16 protein-coding genes are annotated in these 15,614 nt (G+C 58.8%); 12 read left to right on the top strand and 4 right to left on the bottom strand.

Annotated elements, in window-relative coordinates:
• Positions 1-244 precede the first annotated feature (244 nt).
• The 6 genes from ACIQWS_RS09625 to ACIQWS_RS09600 all read left to right on the top strand — a co-directional run bounded on the left by ACIQWS_RS09625 (position 245) and on the right by ACIQWS_RS09600 (position 5,610).
• Entirely contained in the window at positions 245-1,579 is a 1,335-nt protein-coding gene (locus ACIQWS_RS09625; protein WP_223613487.1) for a DEAD/DEAH box helicase, read from the top strand.
• A 190-nt stretch (positions 1,580-1,769) separates the two neighbouring features.
• Positions 1,770-2,804, top strand: a complete 1,035-nt coding sequence (locus ACIQWS_RS09620) for a cysteine synthase A (protein WP_223613118.1) — start codon at positions 1,770-1,772, stop codon at positions 2,802-2,804.
• The gene (locus ACIQWS_RS09615) at positions 2,804-3,550 is read left to right on the top strand and encodes an alanyl-tRNA editing protein (protein WP_403175556.1); all 747 of its coding nucleotides are present in this window, start codon (positions 2,804-2,806) and stop codon (positions 3,548-3,550) included. Before ACIQWS_RS09620 ends, ACIQWS_RS09615 begins: the two co-directional genes overlap by 1 nt.
• 2 nt (positions 3,551-3,552) lie before the next feature.
• Complete coding sequence (gene sseA / locus ACIQWS_RS09610; protein ID WP_403175551.1) at positions 3,553-4,410, top strand: 3-mercaptopyruvate sulfurtransferase; 858 nt, start codon at positions 3,553-3,555, stop codon at positions 4,408-4,410.
• Positions 4,407-4,943 (top strand): N-acetyltransferase, encoded by a 537-nt coding sequence (locus ACIQWS_RS09605; protein ID WP_223613121.1) that lies wholly within the window; start codon positions 4,407-4,409, stop codon positions 4,941-4,943. Before sseA ends, ACIQWS_RS09605 begins: the two co-directional genes overlap by 4 nt.
• A 109-nt stretch (positions 4,944-5,052) precedes the next feature.
• Positions 5,053-5,610: an OmpA family protein gene (locus ACIQWS_RS09600; RefSeq protein ID WP_403175546.1), complete on the top strand. Its 558-nt coding sequence runs from the start codon at positions 5,053-5,055 to the stop codon at positions 5,608-5,610.
• Between the two features lie 87 nt (positions 5,611-5,697).
• Here the strand turns inward: ACIQWS_RS09600 and ACIQWS_RS09595 are convergent, their stop codons facing one another.
• Positions 5,698-6,597, bottom strand: coding sequence for an AraC family transcriptional regulator N-terminal domain-containing protein (locus ACIQWS_RS09595; RefSeq protein WP_403175542.1), 900 nt, complete (start codon positions 6,595-6,597; stop codon positions 5,698-5,700).
• A 150-nt stretch (positions 6,598-6,747) separates the two neighbouring features.
• On the opposite strand from ACIQWS_RS09595, the gene ACIQWS_RS09590 reads away from it, so the two are divergent.
• Both ACIQWS_RS09590 and ACIQWS_RS09585 read left to right on the top strand, forming a co-directional pair.
• Positions 6,748-7,596, top strand: coding sequence for an SDR family NAD(P)-dependent oxidoreductase (locus tag ACIQWS_RS09590; RefSeq protein WP_403175536.1), 849 nt, complete (start codon positions 6,748-6,750; stop codon positions 7,594-7,596).
• A 76-nt stretch (positions 7,597-7,672) separates the two neighbouring features.
• Entirely contained in the window at positions 7,673-8,164 is a 492-nt protein-coding gene (locus tag ACIQWS_RS09585) for a DUF1203 domain-containing protein (protein WP_403175533.1), read from the top strand.
• A gap of 59 nt (positions 8,165-8,223) precedes the next feature.
• Here the strand turns inward: ACIQWS_RS09585 and ald are convergent, their stop codons facing one another.
• Positions 8,224-9,339 (bottom strand): alanine dehydrogenase, encoded by a 1,116-nt coding sequence (gene ald / locus ACIQWS_RS09580; RefSeq protein ID WP_223613123.1) that lies wholly within the window; start codon positions 9,337-9,339, stop codon positions 8,224-8,226.
• A 156-nt stretch (positions 9,340-9,495) separates the two neighbouring features.
• Here ald and ACIQWS_RS09575 point away from each other — a divergent pair, with 156 nt between their 5' ends.
• Complete coding sequence (locus ACIQWS_RS09575; protein WP_346308459.1) at positions 9,496-9,984, top strand: Lrp/AsnC family transcriptional regulator; 489 nt, start codon at positions 9,496-9,498, stop codon at positions 9,982-9,984.
• Positions 9,985-10,079: 95 nt separating this feature from the next.
• Positions 10,080-12,056, top strand: a complete 1,977-nt coding sequence (locus tag ACIQWS_RS09570; protein WP_403175523.1) for a bifunctional 2',3'-cyclic-nucleotide 2'-phosphodiesterase/3'-nucleotidase — start codon at positions 10,080-10,082, stop codon at positions 12,054-12,056.
• Here ACIQWS_RS09570 and ACIQWS_RS09565 read toward each other — a convergent pair.
• Positions 12,046-12,408, bottom strand: coding sequence for an MmcQ/YjbR family DNA-binding protein (locus ACIQWS_RS09565; RefSeq protein WP_223613126.1), 363 nt, complete (start codon positions 12,406-12,408; stop codon positions 12,046-12,048). The genes ACIQWS_RS09570 and ACIQWS_RS09565 overlap by 11 nt on opposite strands.
• The gene (locus ACIQWS_RS09560; RefSeq protein WP_403175516.1) at positions 12,405-13,667 is read right to left on the bottom strand and encodes a class I SAM-dependent methyltransferase; all 1,263 of its coding nucleotides are present in this window, start codon (positions 13,665-13,667) and stop codon (positions 12,405-12,407) included. The genes ACIQWS_RS09565 and ACIQWS_RS09560 overlap by 4 nt, the downstream gene beginning before the upstream one ends.
• Positions 13,668-14,318: 651 nt before the next feature.
• Between ACIQWS_RS09560 and ACIQWS_RS09555 the strand changes: the two genes are divergently transcribed.
• Positions 14,319-14,825, top strand: a complete 507-nt coding sequence (locus ACIQWS_RS09555) for a spore coat U domain-containing protein (protein ID WP_403175510.1) — start codon at positions 14,319-14,321, stop codon at positions 14,823-14,825.
• 24 nt (positions 14,826-14,849) lie between these two features.
• Complete coding sequence (locus ACIQWS_RS09550; protein WP_403175506.1) at positions 14,850-15,569, top strand: molecular chaperone; 720 nt, start codon at positions 14,850-14,852, stop codon at positions 15,567-15,569.
• Positions 15,570-15,614: the final 45 nt, after the last annotated feature.

The raw sequence follows: 15,614 nt of genomic DNA, 5'->3' as shown, positions 1-15,614 counted from the left end.
GGACCGGACACTCCGGTCTTCCGATTGCGGACTTCGTGGCGTCTAAGACCTGCTGGCACACTGTCACAGGCACGGCTGCGCAAGTCGCATGGAACCGAAGGGTTCCCCGCGTCCCGTCGTTCATCCCGAATATGTTACATGCAGGTTGCGCCCTGTGATGTGTTTATGGCCCGTGATTCCCGTCGCGTCTGGCCAATGAAAGAAGATTGAATTGGAAAATATTGAAAACACCGGCTTTGCCGCCATGGGTCTGAATGCCATCCTGCTGAAAGCAGTCGAGGCAGCTGGAATGGCTACTCCCAAGCCCATCCAGCAACAGGCTATCCCGGCACAGCTCGCCGGTCAGGACATTCTCGGCATCGCCCAGACGGGCTCCGGCAAGACGGCGGCGTTCAGCCTGCCGATCCTGCAGAAGATCCTGACCATCGGCGACAAGCGCAAGGGCAAGACCGCCCGTGCACTTATCCTCGCACCCACCCGTGAACTTGCCGTGCAGATCGAAGAAACGGTCCGCAAGCTCTCCAAGGGTGCGCATATTTCGACCGCGCTTGTGCTCGGCGGCGTGTCGCGTGTGGCGCAGATCAACAAGATGCAGGGCGGCGTTGACGTTCTCATCGCCACACCCGGCCGCCTGACTGATCTGGTACGCGACAACCGCATTGACCTGTCGGAAACACGCTGGCTCGTGCTTGATGAGGCCGACCGCATGCTCGACATGGGCTTCATCAATGATGTGAAGCGCATTGCCAAGGGCACGCACAAGGACCGTCAGACCGCGCTGTTCTCCGCAACCATGCCGAAGGAAGTGGCAACGCTGGCTGAAAGCCTGCTGCGCAATCCGATCCGCGTGGAAGTGGCGCCGCAGGGCACCACCGCTGCCGAGATCAAGCAGGTCGTGCACATGATCCCGACCAAGCAGAAGAAGCAGGTCCTGTCGGCCATGCTGAAGGACGAAACGCTGTCTTCGGTCATCGTTTTCACCCGTACCAAGCATGGTGCCGATGCCGTCACCCGTGTTCTGGAGAAGGACGGTTATGACGTGGCTGCCATTCACGGCAACAAGTCGCAGAACGCCCGCCAGCGCGCCCTCAACGGCTTCAAGGACGGTTCGGTTCGCGTTCTGGTTGCCACCGACATTGCCGCGCGCGGCATCGATGTCGTCGGCATCAGCCACGTGATCAATTTCGACCTGCCGGACGAGCCGGAAAGCTATGTGCACCGTATCGGCCGCACGGGCCGCAACGGCGCGTCGGGCAATGCGATCACCCTTTACGATCCGGCTGAAGAAGCGTCCAAGTTCAAGGCCGTCGAGCGCGTCACACGCATGCGTCTGCCGCTTGCCGATTCGCCGATTGATCTGTCGAGCCTGCCGGCACGTGTTGCCAGCAATGATCAGCGTCCGGCACGCCGCGAAGGCGGCAATGGCGCACCGGCCAAGAAGCCGCATCGCGGTCAGGCACCCGGCAAGCCACGCGAACCGCGCGGCGAAAAGGTCTGGAGCAATGATGGCGGCGCTCCAGCGCAGAAACGCCCGATGCGCCGCAACAAGCGCAAGAGCTTCGGCGCCAAGGCAGCCTAAACCTCGCGACAAAGAATCAATCAGGCCGCCGGTACGATGTACCGGCGGCCTTTTTGTTGGCATCGGCTTGCCGTGATGCGGCAATGCCGGGAAATAAAGACCTGCATTTGCATGACTTTCTGCCATTCGGTGCTTGAATGGTGTGCTGCGGGCAAATAGGTTCAGGCCAAGCAGAATGAGGACTTGGCCCATGTTGAATTCAGTGATCGACGCCATCGGCAACACGCCGCTTATCCGCCTGAGCAAGGCATCGGCTTTGACCGAGTGCGATATTTACGGCAAGGCCGAATTTCTGAACCCGGGACAGTCGGTCAAGGACAGGGCGGCGCTCTATATCATCCGCGATGCGGAAAATCGCGGCCTGCTGCGTCCGGGCGGCGTCATCGTCGAGGGCACGGCGGGCAATACGGGCATCGGCCTGACCATGGTCGCCAAGACCCTGGGCTACCGCACGGTCATCGTTATCCCGGAGACACAAAGCCAGGAAAAGAAGGACGCCCTGCGGCTGCTCGGGGCTGAACTGGTCGAGGTTCCCGCTGTCCCTTACAGGAACCCCGACAATTATGTGAAAGTCTCCGGCCGCCTTGCCGAACAGATGGCAAAGACCGAGCCGAATGGTGCGGTCTGGGCCAACCAGTTCGATAATGTTGCCAATCGTTTGGCGCATGTGGAAACGACCGCGCCGGAAATCTGGCGCGATACCAATGGCAAGGTCGACGGCTTCATCTGCGCCGTTGGTTCCGGCGGAACCCTCGCGGGAACGGCAGCCGGGCTCAAGGCGCGCAACAAAGACATCAAGATCGGCCTTGCCGATCCGCTGGGGGCAGCGCTTTATTCCTACTACACGTCGGGCGAGTTCAAGGCCGAAGGCAGCTCGATCACGGAAGGTATCGGGCAGGGCCGCGTGACCGCCAATCTGGAAGGTTTTACCCCTGACTTTTCCTATCAGATACCCGACGCGGACGCGCTGGATGTGGTGTTTGATCTGGTGACGGAAGAGGGGCTTTGCCTGGGCGGTTCGTCCGGAATCAATATTGCCGGTGCTATCCGCCTGGCGCGCGACCTTGGTCCGGGCCACACCATCGTCACGATCCTCTGCGACTACGGCAATCGCTACCAGTCAAAAATGTTCAATCCTGAATTCCTGCGTTCCAAAGATCTGCCGGTACCGCGCTGGATGGAAGCGAAGACGGCCATATCCGTTCCGTTTGAAGGCAATCACTGATGGCATACGATACGACGATACTCTTCCGCGACGATTCCTATCTGAAGGAAATCGAGGCGACTGTCCTCGCCATCAATGAGCGCGGCGGCATTCTCACGGACCAGACGATTTTCTATGCCACGTCAGGCGGGCAGCCCGGCGATACCGGCGTGTTCGTGCGGGCCGACGGCAGCACGATTGCCATTGCCGCGACAGTGACGGGCGAAAGCAAAGAAGAAATCATCCACGTGCCGGCGCCGGAGCAGCCGGTGCCTGCCATCGGCGAAAAGCTCGTCCTGCGTATCGACTGGGACCGGCGTTACAAGCTCATGCGCATGCACGCCGCCTGCCATCTGCTCAGCGTTGTCTGCCCGTTTCCGATCACCGGCGCTTCCGTTGCCGAGGATGACAGCCGGGTTGACTTCGACCTGCCGGATGCGGGGGTGACCAAGGAAGACGTGACGAAAAAGCTGATGGAACTGGTCAATGCCAACCATCCGATTTTCACGCGCTGGATTACCGATGAAGAGCTTGCGGCCAATCCCGGCCTGATCAAGTCAAAGAACGTGCGCCCGCCGACGGGCACCGGGCGGATCCGCCTTGTCTGCATCGGCAAGGATGCATCCATCGACTCGCAGCCTTGCGGCGGAACGCATGTGGCAACAACGGGCGAAGTCGGCGTGATCCATATCGGAAAAATAGAAAAGAAGGGCAAGGAAAACCGGCGGTTCCGTATCCGCTTCGGTGCCTCGCCGGAAGGAGAATGACCGTGGCTGACAAGAGCGCTTTTGTGGTTTCACCCGACTGGTTGCAGGAGCGGTTGGGCCAGCCGGGCCTGAGCATTCTCGATGCGTCGTGGTATTTCCCGTTTCTCAACCGTGACGCGGAGGGCGAATACAAGTCCGCGCATATTCCCGGCGCGGTGTTCTTCGATCATGAAAAACTGTCCGATCCGGAATCGTCCCTTCCACACACATTGCCGAAGCCGGAAGCTTTCGCGGCGGCGGTCAGCAGCATGGGCATCATCAATGACGATACGATCGTTGTCTATGACGGTCCCGGCATGAATACATCACCGCGCGTCTGGTGGATGCTGCGTGTCATGGGTGCAAAGACTGTTTTTGTCCTGGATGGCGGCTTCGATAACTGGAAGAAGGATGGCCGGCCGGTCACCAGCGGCGTCACAAAGATCGCGCCATCGGCTTTCATCGCGGATTTTCAGGCGGACAAGGTGGCGAGTTTTGCCGACATGCGCACGATCGTCGATACGGGATCACGCCAGATTGCCGATGCGCGGGCGGCAGGGCGCTTTGTCGGCACGGACCCGGAGCCGCGCGCAGGGCTTCGCTCCGGCCATATGCCGGGTGCGCGCAACGTGCCGTCCTCGACATTGGCGGACAAGGGGTATCTGAAGGATATCGCCGGTCTGCGGCAGATTCTGGATGATGCGGGCGTCGATCTTTCGCGTCCCATTGTCACCAGTTGCGGCTCAGGCATCACGGCCGCCGTGATCACGCTGGCGCTTGAATCCCTCGGGCACAAGGACAATATCCTCTACGACGGATCGTGGAGCGAGTGGGGTGCACACAAGGATACGCCGGTTGCAACCGGTGAAGCAGAGCGATGACCGAGGCCGCAAAGCCCAAAATACTCAAGACGCGTGTGACCCTGCTGGAAATGACCAACCGGCCGGTCTATTCCATTCCGACGCCTGCCAGCTTCAAACTGGCGATCATGTCGGCCAAGCGGATATCCCTGCCGTTTTATCGCTTTCTCTACGAGCAGGTCGGCAAACCGCATCACTGGTTTGTGCACCGGAACCTCAGCGATGAAGCACTGGCTGCCGCCATTCACCGGGATTCGGTTGAAATCCATGTGCTTTATGTGGACGGCTCGCCTGCCGGCTTTTTTGAGCTCGTGCTCAATCAGGAGCCGGGTGTGGCGGAAATCCTTTATTTCGGCCTTGTGCCGGAGTTTCAGGGGCGGGGTCTTGCAAAATTCTTCCTGAGCGAAGCCATTGTCACGGCGTGGATGAGCAGCCCGGAAAAGGTCATCATCGAGACCAACACTCTCGACAGTCCGCGTGCCCTGCAAATGTATCAGCGCATGGGGTTCAATCCCGTCGGCTTCGCCGATGCGGAAATCGAGGCCTGGCTGTAACGTTGAATTTCAGCATGATCCGTTCATGCACGCTTCATTTTTACTGCGCTATCTCTCCTTCGATAATTGATGCAGTGCAAACTGCCGGTCTGGAAAGGAGAATACACCCATGATCAATCGCCGTGGCCTGCTGCTCGGTCTTGTCGCCGCAACCGTTGCCGCGCCCGCATTGGCGCAATCACGCCAGATGCCGAGCGCTGCCGAAATCGAGCGGCGGCTGGAAGCTGCCCCGCGCATGCGCGTGCCGGAAGAGCGCCGCGTGACGGTACGCGAATTCAAGCGCCGGCCGGAACTGCGCCGCTATGCGCCGTCCATCGACATCCAGTCGATCAATTTTGCCTTTGGCTCTGCGGTCATTCCCCGTTCGGAGCGTGACAAGGTGGAACGTATTGCCGATGGTCTGCAACGGGTGCTGCGCCGCCGGCGCGGCGAAGTTTTCCTCATCGAGGGCCACACGGACGCCGTGGGCTCGTACGAATCCAATCAGATACTGTCCGAGCAGCGGGCCGAATCCCTGAAGCGCGACCTGGTGCGTTACTTCGGCATTCCGCCACGCGCGCTTGAAACGGTGGGGTATGGCGAGGAATATCTTCTGGTTCAAACGGAATATGAGGATTGGCGCAATCGCCGGGTCACCATCCGCCGCGTGACTGATTTCATTCGCTGAGTTGCCGGAGAAACCGAGTTCTTCGACGCCTGCACGTTCAAAATCACAGGTGTGCAATAGTCGGCATAGGCGGGTTTTCGCACCTGCCTATGCCAGACCGGTCTCGGGGGGAGAGACGGACCGCAACCGCGTGGTGTCCTTACCCGGTGGCACCCCGAACAGCCGGCGGTACTCCCGGCTGAACTGCGACGGGCTGTCATAGCCGACAGCGAAGCCGATGGAGGCAACGTCGCGTGATTCCGCCACCAGCCAGGCGCGGGCCTGCTGTAGACGGATCTGCTTTTGATACTGCAGCGGGCTCATGGCCGTGATTGCCCGGAAATGCCGGTGAAAGGACGAGACGCTCATCCCGGCGATCCCTGCGAGGTCTTCTATGTGGAAAATCTCGGCATAGTGGGTCCGTATCCAGCGAATGGCCCTGTTGATCTGGGAAAGGCGGCTGTCGGCAAGGCCGATCTGACGCACGCTGCTGCCCTGTTCTCCGGTGAGAAGACGCCAGAGAATTTCCCGTTCCAGCATCGGCCAGAGAACGGCGAGATCGCCGGGCCTGTCAAGCAGTCGCAACAGCCGCGCAACCGGATCAATGATCTCGGGCGGTGCTGCACTGACTGCAAGCCCCTGGGCCGCGCTGCCAGTGTGATTGCCAGCCGACGTCTCAAGCAGAAGCGAGGCGATCACTGCCGGATCGAGGCTTAACCGGAAGGCGAGATACGGCTCTTCATGGCTTGCCTTGATGACATGGCCGGCAATAGGCAGTCCAAGCGAGACAACAAGATATTGGCCAGCACCATATTCAAACACTCTGTTGCCCACCATCGTCCGCTTTGCTCCTTGCGCGACCAAGGCAAAGGCCGGCTCATAAAAGCCGTTGATGGGTTCAGTTGGAACGCTGGAACTGAGCAGACGGATGCCGGGAAGCGGCATGGCCTGGCCATCCCGACCGGTATGGCGAGCGATGAGGGCACTGATTTCGGCAAGCGGCTCCATGCCCCATTCAAGCAATGCACACGCGCTGATGCAAGTGTGCGACGCACGATCCACTCTGGATTGAGAGGATCGTGCAAGAACATGCGCGCATTGATCTACCGGGTTTTGGCGGCGGCATGGTTCCATCGGATGCAATCAATGGAGACCAGAATGCAGAAAACATGGTTTATCACAGGTGCCACGCGCGGTTTGGGTGTCGAGATCGCCAAGGCGGCGTTACGGGCGGGAGACCGCGTGGTTGCAACGGGCCGCAGGAAAAGCGCTGTCATCGAGGCGCTCGGGCCGGAGAGTGAACAGGTGCTGCCGGTTGAACTGGATGTCACAAACGCCGGTCAGGCCCACAATGCTGTGCAGGCGGCGCTTGCACGCTTCGGATCGATTGACGTGCTCGTCAACAATGCGGGATATGGCCAGCTGGGTTTTTTCGAGGAAAACACCGCTGAAACGGTGAACACGCAGTTTGCGACAAACCTGCACGGAGTATTCAACGTCATCTGGGCCGTGCTGCCGGTGATGCGTGCCGCCCGTAAGGGCCATATCTTCAACATTTCCTCGATCGCGGGGCTGCGTGGCGGCGAGTTTGGCTCGCTCTACAGTGCAAGCAAGTTTGCCCTGGAAGGCTTCTCGGAATCACTGGCGCTTGAAATTGCGCCGTTCGGGCTGTTTGTGACCATCGTCGAGCCGGGGCCCTTTCGCACGGATTTCCTCACTGGCGATTCGCTGCGCATCGGCGACGCCAATGCGATTGCCGATTATGACGACCGGCGGGCCAGCCAGCGGGCGGCCTTCGAAAGCCGCAATGGTTCGCAGCCGGGCGACCCGGCCAAGCTTGCCGACGCCATGGTGCTTCTGACCAATGAAGCCAAGCCGCCACTGCGCTTTGCCGCCGGCGCAATGGCAGTCAACGCAGCCGCCGTGAAGTTTGCCAGCCTGCAGGCGGAACTGGAACTCTGGCGGCACTTGTCGCTGAACACCGATGGGCCCGATGGCAGCTGGTGAGTGCTGAGACCGGCAGGAATCGGGTGGTTCGCTTGCCAGTTTGGGTATTTGCTTCGGGTCAACGAAGGAGGTTCCCATGAGCATGATCCGCTTTATTGCAATCCCGACCACACTGGCCCGCCACTATCAGACGGGCGGTGCGGATGCGAATGGCCAGCCGCCGGAGGTGCATGTTTCCGATGGCGACGGCACGCCGTGCCGACACTGCCTGCAGAATGTGAAAGCCGGCGACAAATATCTTATCCTGTCGCACCGGCCGTTCCCCGCACCGCAACCCTATGCTGAAACAGGGCCGATTTTTCTGCATGCGGAAGCATGCGAACGCTATGCGGAGACAGCGGATATGCCGGATATGTTCCGCAAGACCAGCGACTATATCCTGCGCGGTTATTCCCGTCAGGACCGGATTGTCTATGGCACCGGCGGCGTGATCCCCACCGATACTATTCCCGCGCGGGCGGAAGAACTGCTGCAGCGTGATGACGTGGCCTATGTGCACATGCGGTCGGCAAGGAACAATTGCTTCCAGTGCCGCATCGAGATGCACGAAGCCGACTGGGTTGTCTGAATACTGCTCATGAAAAAGCCCGGGCCAAGCCCGGGCTTTTCTTTTGTGCGATGCCAGCGTCAGGCCGCGAGAACGGCCTTGGCTTCCACCATTTCGAGGCCAAGCGCTTCGGCGACGGCCTGATTGGTGATGCGGCCCTTGTGAACGTTCAGACCGTTGCGCAGATGCGGATTGTCCACCAGTGCCTTGACGCCGCGGTCCGCCAGCTGCAGGCCATATTGCAGCGTGGCGTTGTTCAGCGCATGCGCCGAGGTGACCGGAACAGCGCCCGGCATATTGGCCACGCAATAGTGGATAATGCCGTCGACTTCGTAGGTCGGCTCGGAATGCGTCGTGGCGTGGGATGTTTCGAAGCATCCACCCTGATCGATGGCGACATCGACGATCACGGCGCCCTTTTTCATGCCGGACAGCATTTCGCGGGTGACCAGCTTGGGGGCCGCTGCGCCGGGGATGAGGACCGCGCCCACCACGATATCGGCGGAGAACACTTCCTCGTCGAGTGCCTCGATGGTGGAATAGCGGGTGTGGATGCGGCCATGGAACAGATCGTCGAGCTGGCGCAGGCGCGGGATCGAACGATCGAGAATGGTCACGTCGGCGCCGAGACCGGCAGCCATCTGCGCCGCATTGATGCCGACAACACCGCCGCCGATGATGGTGACCTTGCCGGGCAGAACGCCGGGCACGCCGCCGAGCAGCACGCCGCGTCCGCCATTGGCCTTCTGCAGCGCGGTGGCGCCCGCCTGAATGGCAAGACGTCCGGCCACTTCCGACATGGGCGCGAGCAGCGGCAGGCCGCCGCGATCATCCGTGACGGTTTCATAGGCGATGGCCGTGACGCCGGAAGCCAGCAGGCCTTTGGTCTGTTCGGGATCGGGGGCGAGGTGGAGATAGGTGTAGAGGAGCTGGCCTTCGCGCAGCTGCGCCCATTCGGACGGCTGGGGCTCCTTCACTTTCACAATCATGTCCGATTGCTGAAAGACTTCTTCGGCGGTTTTGACGATCTTGGCGCCAGCCGCCTGATAGGCTCCGTCGTCGGCGCCTATTCCTGCTCCAGCTCCGGACTGGATAATGACCGTATGGCCGTGGGCGATGTATTCGCGTACGGCCCCCGGAGTGAGACCGACGCGATATTCATGGTTTTTGATTTCTTTCGGGCAGCCTACACGCATTTACGCCTCCTCTAGAGTCTGTTCAAAGTTCCCGTTTGTGCGGTGCGTATGACATCATGAATCGCTTCGCATGTCCTTGCTAAGCAATATCGACGGCATGCAATTTTTCGAATATTCTTGCGCCAAACTGGTTCTTTGTCGAAGAAAGATCGAACAATGTCGCTGGACAGGATTGATATCGCTATCCTTGATTGCCTGCAAAAGGATGGCCGCATGTCGAATGCAACCCTGGCGGAAAAGGTCGGACTGTCACAGTCCGCCTGTTCACGCCGCTTGGATATTCTGGAGAAGACGGGTGTCATCCGTGGCTATCATGCGCGTCTCTCCAACAAGATGCTCGGTCACCCGGTTACGGTGATCGTCAATATATCCCTCTCGGGCCAGGCCGACAAACAATTGCGCGAATTCGAGACGGCCGTGCGCCGCTGCCCCAATGTGCTGGTCTGCTACCTCATGTCGGGCGAGTATGACTATCTCCTGCGCATTGCGGCCAAGGATCTCGAGGATTACGAACGCATCCACAAGGTCTGGCTTTCGGCGATGCCGCACGTCACCAAGATCAATTCATCCTTTGCCTTGCGCGAAGTGGCGGACCGCACCGGTCTCGGTGTCGAGACCGCGCTGATTGAAATCGCCGGAAGCTGATTGCTGACCGCGAAAGGCCGTGACAAACTCATCATAATTCGGTGATCCTCGCCGGCTAAAAAGCTGCTCATCATCCCTTGCCCTGGAGCCTCGTCATGCAAGAATCGTCATCCGCTCTCACCCGCCGTTCCTTCCTGGCAAGCACGGCCGCAGCCGGGGCCGTGGCAATCCTCCACCCGTTTTCGGCCATGGCAGCGGCTTCGCAGGCGCATCTGCGCATCGTGGCGACCACCGATCTGCATGTGAACGTCTATCCCTATGACTACTACGCCGACAAGGCGAACGACACGATGGGGCTCGCCCGCACGGCATCGATCATCGCAAAAATCCGCGCCGAATCGACCAATTCGATTGTCGTGGACAATGGTGATTTTCTGCAGGGCAATCCGATGGGCGATTACATCGCCTACGAGAAGGGCATGAAGGCCGGTGACGTCCATCCGATCATCAAGGCGATGAATACCATCGGCTACGAAGTGGGAACGCTCGGCAATCACGAGTTCAACTATGGTCTCGAGTATATGGACAATGTTCTGGCTGGTGCCGGATATCCCTATGTCTGCGCCAATCTGGTCAAGGGCGAGTTGGCGGCAACGCCAACCGACGATCCGCTCTACATGAAGCCTTACCTGATCAAGCAGTACGAGATTGCCGACGGCACCGGGCAGAAACTGCCTGTGAAGGTCGGGTTTATCGGCTTTGTTCCGCCGCAGATCACGCTGTGGGATGCGCAGAACCTCAAGGGCAAGGTTGTGACGCGCGATATCGTCGAGGCCGCCAAAGCCTGGGTGCCGAAGATGAAAGCTGAAGGTGCCGATATCATCGTTGCGCTGTCGCATTCCGGCATTGCGGCGGGGCAGAGCAGCGGCATGGAAAATGCCTCGCTCTATGTGGCGGGTGTTGACGGCATCGATGCCGTCGTCACCGGGCACCAGCATCTGGTTTTCCCTGATCCGAAGGACTTTGCCGGTATTGAAGGCGTCGACGTCAAGAAGGGGACGCTGCAGGGCAAGCCCGCTGTCATGGCCGGTTTCTGGGGCTCGCATATGGGGCTGATCGATCTTCTGCTCGAGCGTAACGGTGACAAATGGAAGGTTGCCGATTTCACCACCGAGGCGCGCCCGATCTACGAGCGTGTTGAAAAGGCGGTCAAACCGCTGGTCGAAAGCCGTCCGGACGTTCTGGAAGCCGCGAAGGCCGACCATGAGGCAACGCTCGCCTATGTCCGCCGCCCGGTGGGCAAGACGTCCGCACCGCTTTATTCCTATTTCGCGCTGGTCGCCGATGATCCGTCGGTGCAGATCGTCTCCAATGCGCAGACCTGGTACATCAAGGACATGCTGAAGGACACGCAGTGGAAGGATTGGCCGGTGCTGTCCGCAGCCGCACCCTTCAAGGCGGGCGGCCGCGGCGGGGCCGACTATTATACGGATGTGCCAGCCGGCGATATCGCCATCAAGAATGTCTCGGATCTCTACCTCTACCCCAACACGGTGCGTGCGGTTGCCATCACGGGGGCGGATGTGAAGGAATGGCTGGAAATGTCATCCGGCATTTTCAAGACCATCGAGCCGGGCAAGCCGGACCAGCCGCTGATCGACACCAGTTTCCCCTCCTACAATTTCGATGTCATCGACGGCGTGTCCTATCAGATCGATCTGTCGCAACCGGCGAAATACGGCGCGAAGGGTGAACTCGCGAATGCGCGGAGCAACCGCATCGTCAACCTGACCTTTGATGGAAAACCGATTGATCCGGCGCAGAAATTTGTCGTGGTGACGAATAACTACCGGGCAGGCGGTGGCGGCAATTTCCCCGGCATCAATGAGAGCAAGGTCATCTTCGTTGCGCCTGACACCAATCGCGACGTGATCGTGCGCTACATCATCGACCAGAAAACCATCAACCCGTCGGCTGATGATAACTGGAAATTTGCTCCGGTGAAGGGTGCCTCAGTGGTGTTCGAATCCGGTCCGAAGGGCAAGAATTTCCTTGCCGATGTGAAAGCCGTGAAAATCGAGGACGCGGGCGACGGGGAAAACGGTTTCACCCGCTACCGCATCACGCTGTAGATTCGACGAGCCTTTTGAGCTTGGCTGGCGCTTTTGCCAGCCAGGCAAGCCGGATGCGGTGCGCAAGTTCCGCATCGGAAATGGTATCGAGATGGATCAGAATATAGGGCCAGCCCTTGTAGTGATCGGTCTCGAAATAGATGTTCGGCGCGCTTTCCATCAGGAGCGGCTTTTCCTCCAGCGGACAATGGATGGCGAATGTGTCCACATCCCGGAGCCGCCCCAGAAACGCATTCCTGGCTTTCAGCGACGGTGTGCCGTGGTGGGTACCCTGGGTCAATTCCGGCAGGTGCAACGCATCAGCCAGCGCCCAGATGCGCTCGAAAATTTCATTGAGCGAGATCTCTGTCATGATCTGTAAAACACCTGTCGTACGTCGATATATTCCGATCTGAAACCCGCTTCGCAATAGAAGAGGTAAAACTCCCATAGCTTTTTGAAGCGGACGTCGAAGCCAAGATGCTTGAGTTTGTCCCATGAGTCCCAGAAGCGCGCGCGCCATTCGGCCAGCGTGCGGGCATAATCCTGCGGAAAGATGGTCTCGCGATAAAGGTTGAGGCCGAAATCCTTGCCAAGCGTCTTCAAACGGGCCGGTGTCGGCAGCATGCCGCCGGGAAATACATAGCGCTGGATGAAATCGGGACGCTTGCGATAACGTTCGAACGAGTTCTCGTTGATCGTGATGATCTGCATGCCGGCACTGCCGCCGGGGGCGAGGCATTCCTTGACCTTGCCGAAAAAGACCGGCCAGTATTTCTCGCCGACGGCCTCGAACATTTCGATCGAGGCGATATGATCGTATTGGCCTGTTTCGTCGCGGTAGTCCTGGAACTTGATTTCAACCCTGTCGGAAAGTCCGGCCTTGCGCATCCGTTCCGTCGCAAAATCGAACTGTTCGCGGCTGATGGTCAGACCGGTGACACGGGCGCCGATCTCGCGCGCCGCAAATTCGGCAAAACCACCCCAGCCGCAGCCGATCTCGAGCACGCTGCTGTCCCTGGTGATGCCGATATTGCGGGCAAGCGCGCGATATTTCGCGGTCTGCCCGCTTTCGAGGTCATTGGCGCCTTCGGCAAACAATGCGGAGGAATAGGTCATCGTCGGGTCCAGCCATTCGCGATAGAAGGCGTTGCCGAGATCATAGTGCGCGGAGATATTCTTGCGCGAGCGCGAACGCGTGTTCTCGTTCAGCCAGTGACGCAATCTCTGCACGGTGTTGGCGAACCAGTTCGCTCCGCCGGCAATGTGTTCGCCGATCTGCTGGTTGATGACAAACAGCTCAAGGAACGTGGTGACATCAGGGCTTTCCCAGTCGCCGTCCATATAGGATTCCGCCACGCCGATCGTCCCGGCCGAAAAGGCCCGGCGCGGCAAATTCCAGTTGTGCAGCACCAATGCCGCATCGGGACCGGAGCCTTTGCCGCCCACCTTGAACACCCGTTGGTCGGGGGTGGTGATGGTCAGCGTGCCGCGGGGGAGATGCGCTGCGGCTCTCAGAGCGGCCTGAACCTTCAAAGGCAGGCCCTTCAGCGCTGCGCCGACATTTTCGGGCGTCAGCCATTTCAGCTGTGCCAGAGAATCGGATGACGTGGGTATTCCTTGCTGTGCCATGTCGCGGTCTTTCATGCTTCCGGCGCAATCTTTGCCGCCAAAAAACAAATGTTCAAGAGCAATTCATCACGATGCAGTATAGCGCTGTAATTGGGCGGCGAAACGGAAGTTTGCGCCGATGCACCGCATCGCCGGGGATGGATCATTTCAGCCGATGAACTGCGACAGCAGCAGAACACGCGTGCTCATCTGGACCACCAAAAGTAAATTTCCGAGTAGTTTTGATTCTCTCGATTTCACCGTCAAGACAATCATTTCGCGATGCGCGAACGCAATGATGAGGCGGGAAATGAAAATATCATGACGCTTATGTTGCGGAATATATCATGTACATTTGTTGCTTGTTGTATTCATAAGAAATTACTTCGATAGTAAAATAAAATGCAATAGACGGAAATATGTAAATTTATCAATGAATAAACCTAATCTTTTGATGTAACGTAAATTCATAATTTCTTGAAAGCAATGTGTCGCTTTTTGCGTGATAGTACAAATTGCGACAGATGCTGCGAGAGATGAGCAATATTGCCGACTGTTCGATAAGTTCTTTTAAAGATGTAATACTTAAGTATTATGGGGTGGAGAGCTACTGAGTCATTTGTAGAGAATCGGAGGTGCTTGCCAGCGGCAAGCAAACCTTGAGGAGGATGAATGAGTTTCGGATATTCGGTGCGCAAGTTCACGACAGTCGGTCTGGCCGCTTTGCTTGGCCTTTCCAGTCCGGCATTGGCCGCCACGGCAACCGGAAGTTTCACGGTCCAGATCACCATTCAGGCGTCCTGTGTCCTGGTGAGCACCGCGACGCTCACCTTCACCGCCGTGGGTGTGATCGCGGCAAATGACGATGCGTCCACCACGCTTTCCGTGCAGTGCACCAACACGACGCCCTACAATATCGGGTTGAACGCCGGAACGGGGACCGGTGCAACGGTCGCTTCGCGCAAGATGACCGGGACCGGCGGCGCGCTGGTGAACTATACGCTCTATTCCGACACCAACAGAACCACCGTGTGGGGGCAGACCATCGGTACCGATACGGTTTCAGCGTCGGGTAGCGGCGCGGCGCAATCCTATACGGTTTATGGGCGGGTTCCCGTCCAGACAACGCCAGCGCCCGGCGCCTACACCGATACGATCACGGTGACGGTCACTTACTGAGAATAACATACGGAGGTGGACAGGATGCGATCCATGCTTAAAGGCATTGGAGCGATGGGGCTCTTTATGCTGCTTTACGGTAACGCCACCGCAACTTCGCTGCGGGTGGCCCCGACTAATCTGGAAATGATAGCGCCGGGAAGCGCAGCCGTGCTGACGCTGACGAACGAGGCAAAGCGGCCGATCAACGTGCAAATCCGAGTCTTTCGCTGGACGCAGACAAACGGTGTCGAGCAGCTCGAACCCACCAACGATGTGGTTGTCAGTCCGCCATCGACGGCTTTGTCCGCCAACAAGGATTATCTCGTTCGGGTTATCCGGGTCAGTAAAAAGCCGGTCACGCGGGAAGAAAGTTACCGGGTCATCGTGGATGAATTGCCCGATCCTGCCCGCCGCAAGTCCGGCACGGTCACTCTGGTCGTGCGCTATTCCATTCCCGTGTTCTTCAAGGGACCCGATGCTTCCGCGCCCAAAGTGGCCTGGACAATCAAGCGCTCCGGCAACGGGCTTGTCCTTGCCGCTCGCAACAATGGCGATACGCGATTGCGCCTCTCTGAGCTGCAATTGCTCCAAAACGGCCGTGAAATCGCGACGAGGAAGGGGTTGGTTGGTTATGTCCTGGGCGGCGCTTCCATGGAATGGCCGGTTGGCAGCGGTAAGTCCGTGTCATCCGGTGCTGTTTCCATGAAGGCGCAAAGCGATTCTGGACCGCTTGATGTCAACGTTGCGGTCAGCGGCCGCTAGTCTTGTTGTGGCACTCTGCATAGGCCCGTGTATTCTTACCTCTGG

Origin of the sequence: Phyllobacterium sp. NPDC097923 (assembly GCF_044760925.1) — a bacterium.
Taxonomy (GTDB): Bacteria; Pseudomonadota; Alphaproteobacteria; order Rhizobiales; family Rhizobiaceae; genus Phyllobacterium; species Phyllobacterium calauticae.
Note: the sequence above shows the minus strand (reverse complement) of the source record. Positions and strands in the feature narration are given on the sequence as shown.

Bases quoted from the DNA above. Each gene is read 5' to 3' on its own strand.
- ACIQWS_RS09625 (WP_223613487.1), top strand. From the start codon at position 245: ATGGGTCTGAATGCCATCCTGCTGAAAGCAGTCGAGGCAGCTGGAATG.
- ACIQWS_RS09620 (WP_223613118.1), top strand. From the start codon at position 1,770: ATGTTGAATTCAGTGATCGACGCCATCGGCAACACGCCGCTTATCCGC.
- ACIQWS_RS09615 (WP_403175556.1), top strand. From the start codon at position 2,804: ATGGCATACGATACGACGATACTCTTCCGCGACGATTCCTATCTGAAG.
- ACIQWS_RS09605 (WP_223613121.1), top strand. From the start codon at position 4,407: ATGACCGAGGCCGCAAAGCCCAAAATACTCAAGACGCGTGTGACCCTG.
- ACIQWS_RS09600 (WP_403175546.1), top strand. From the start codon at position 5,053: ATGATCAATCGCCGTGGCCTGCTGCTCGGTCTTGTCGCCGCAACCGTT.
- ACIQWS_RS09595 (WP_403175542.1), bottom strand. From the start codon at position 6,597: ATGGAGCCGCTTGCCGAAATCAGTGCCCTCATCGCTCGCCATACCGGT.
- ACIQWS_RS09590 (WP_403175536.1), top strand. From the start codon at position 6,748: ATGCAGAAAACATGGTTTATCACAGGTGCCACGCGCGGTTTGGGTGTC.
- ACIQWS_RS09585 (WP_403175533.1), top strand. From the start codon at position 7,673: ATGAGCATGATCCGCTTTATTGCAATCCCGACCACACTGGCCCGCCAC.
- ald (WP_223613123.1), bottom strand. From the start codon at position 9,339: ATGCGTGTAGGCTGCCCGAAAGAAATCAAAAACCATGAATATCGCGTC.
- ACIQWS_RS09575 (WP_346308459.1), top strand. From the start codon at position 9,496: ATGTCGCTGGACAGGATTGATATCGCTATCCTTGATTGCCTGCAAAAG.
- ACIQWS_RS09570 (WP_403175523.1), top strand. From the start codon at position 10,080: ATGCAAGAATCGTCATCCGCTCTCACCCGCCGTTCCTTCCTGGCAAGC.
- ACIQWS_RS09565 (WP_223613126.1), bottom strand. From the start codon at position 12,408: ATGACAGAGATCTCGCTCAATGAAATTTTCGAGCGCATCTGGGCGCTG.
- ACIQWS_RS09560 (WP_403175516.1), bottom strand. From the start codon at position 13,667: ATGGCACAGCAAGGAATACCCACGTCATCCGATTCTCTGGCACAGCTG.
- ACIQWS_RS09555 (WP_403175510.1), top strand. From the start codon at position 14,319: ATGAGTTTCGGATATTCGGTGCGCAAGTTCACGACAGTCGGTCTGGCC.
- ACIQWS_RS09550 (WP_403175506.1), top strand. From the start codon at position 14,850: ATGCGATCCATGCTTAAAGGCATTGGAGCGATGGGGCTCTTTATGCTG.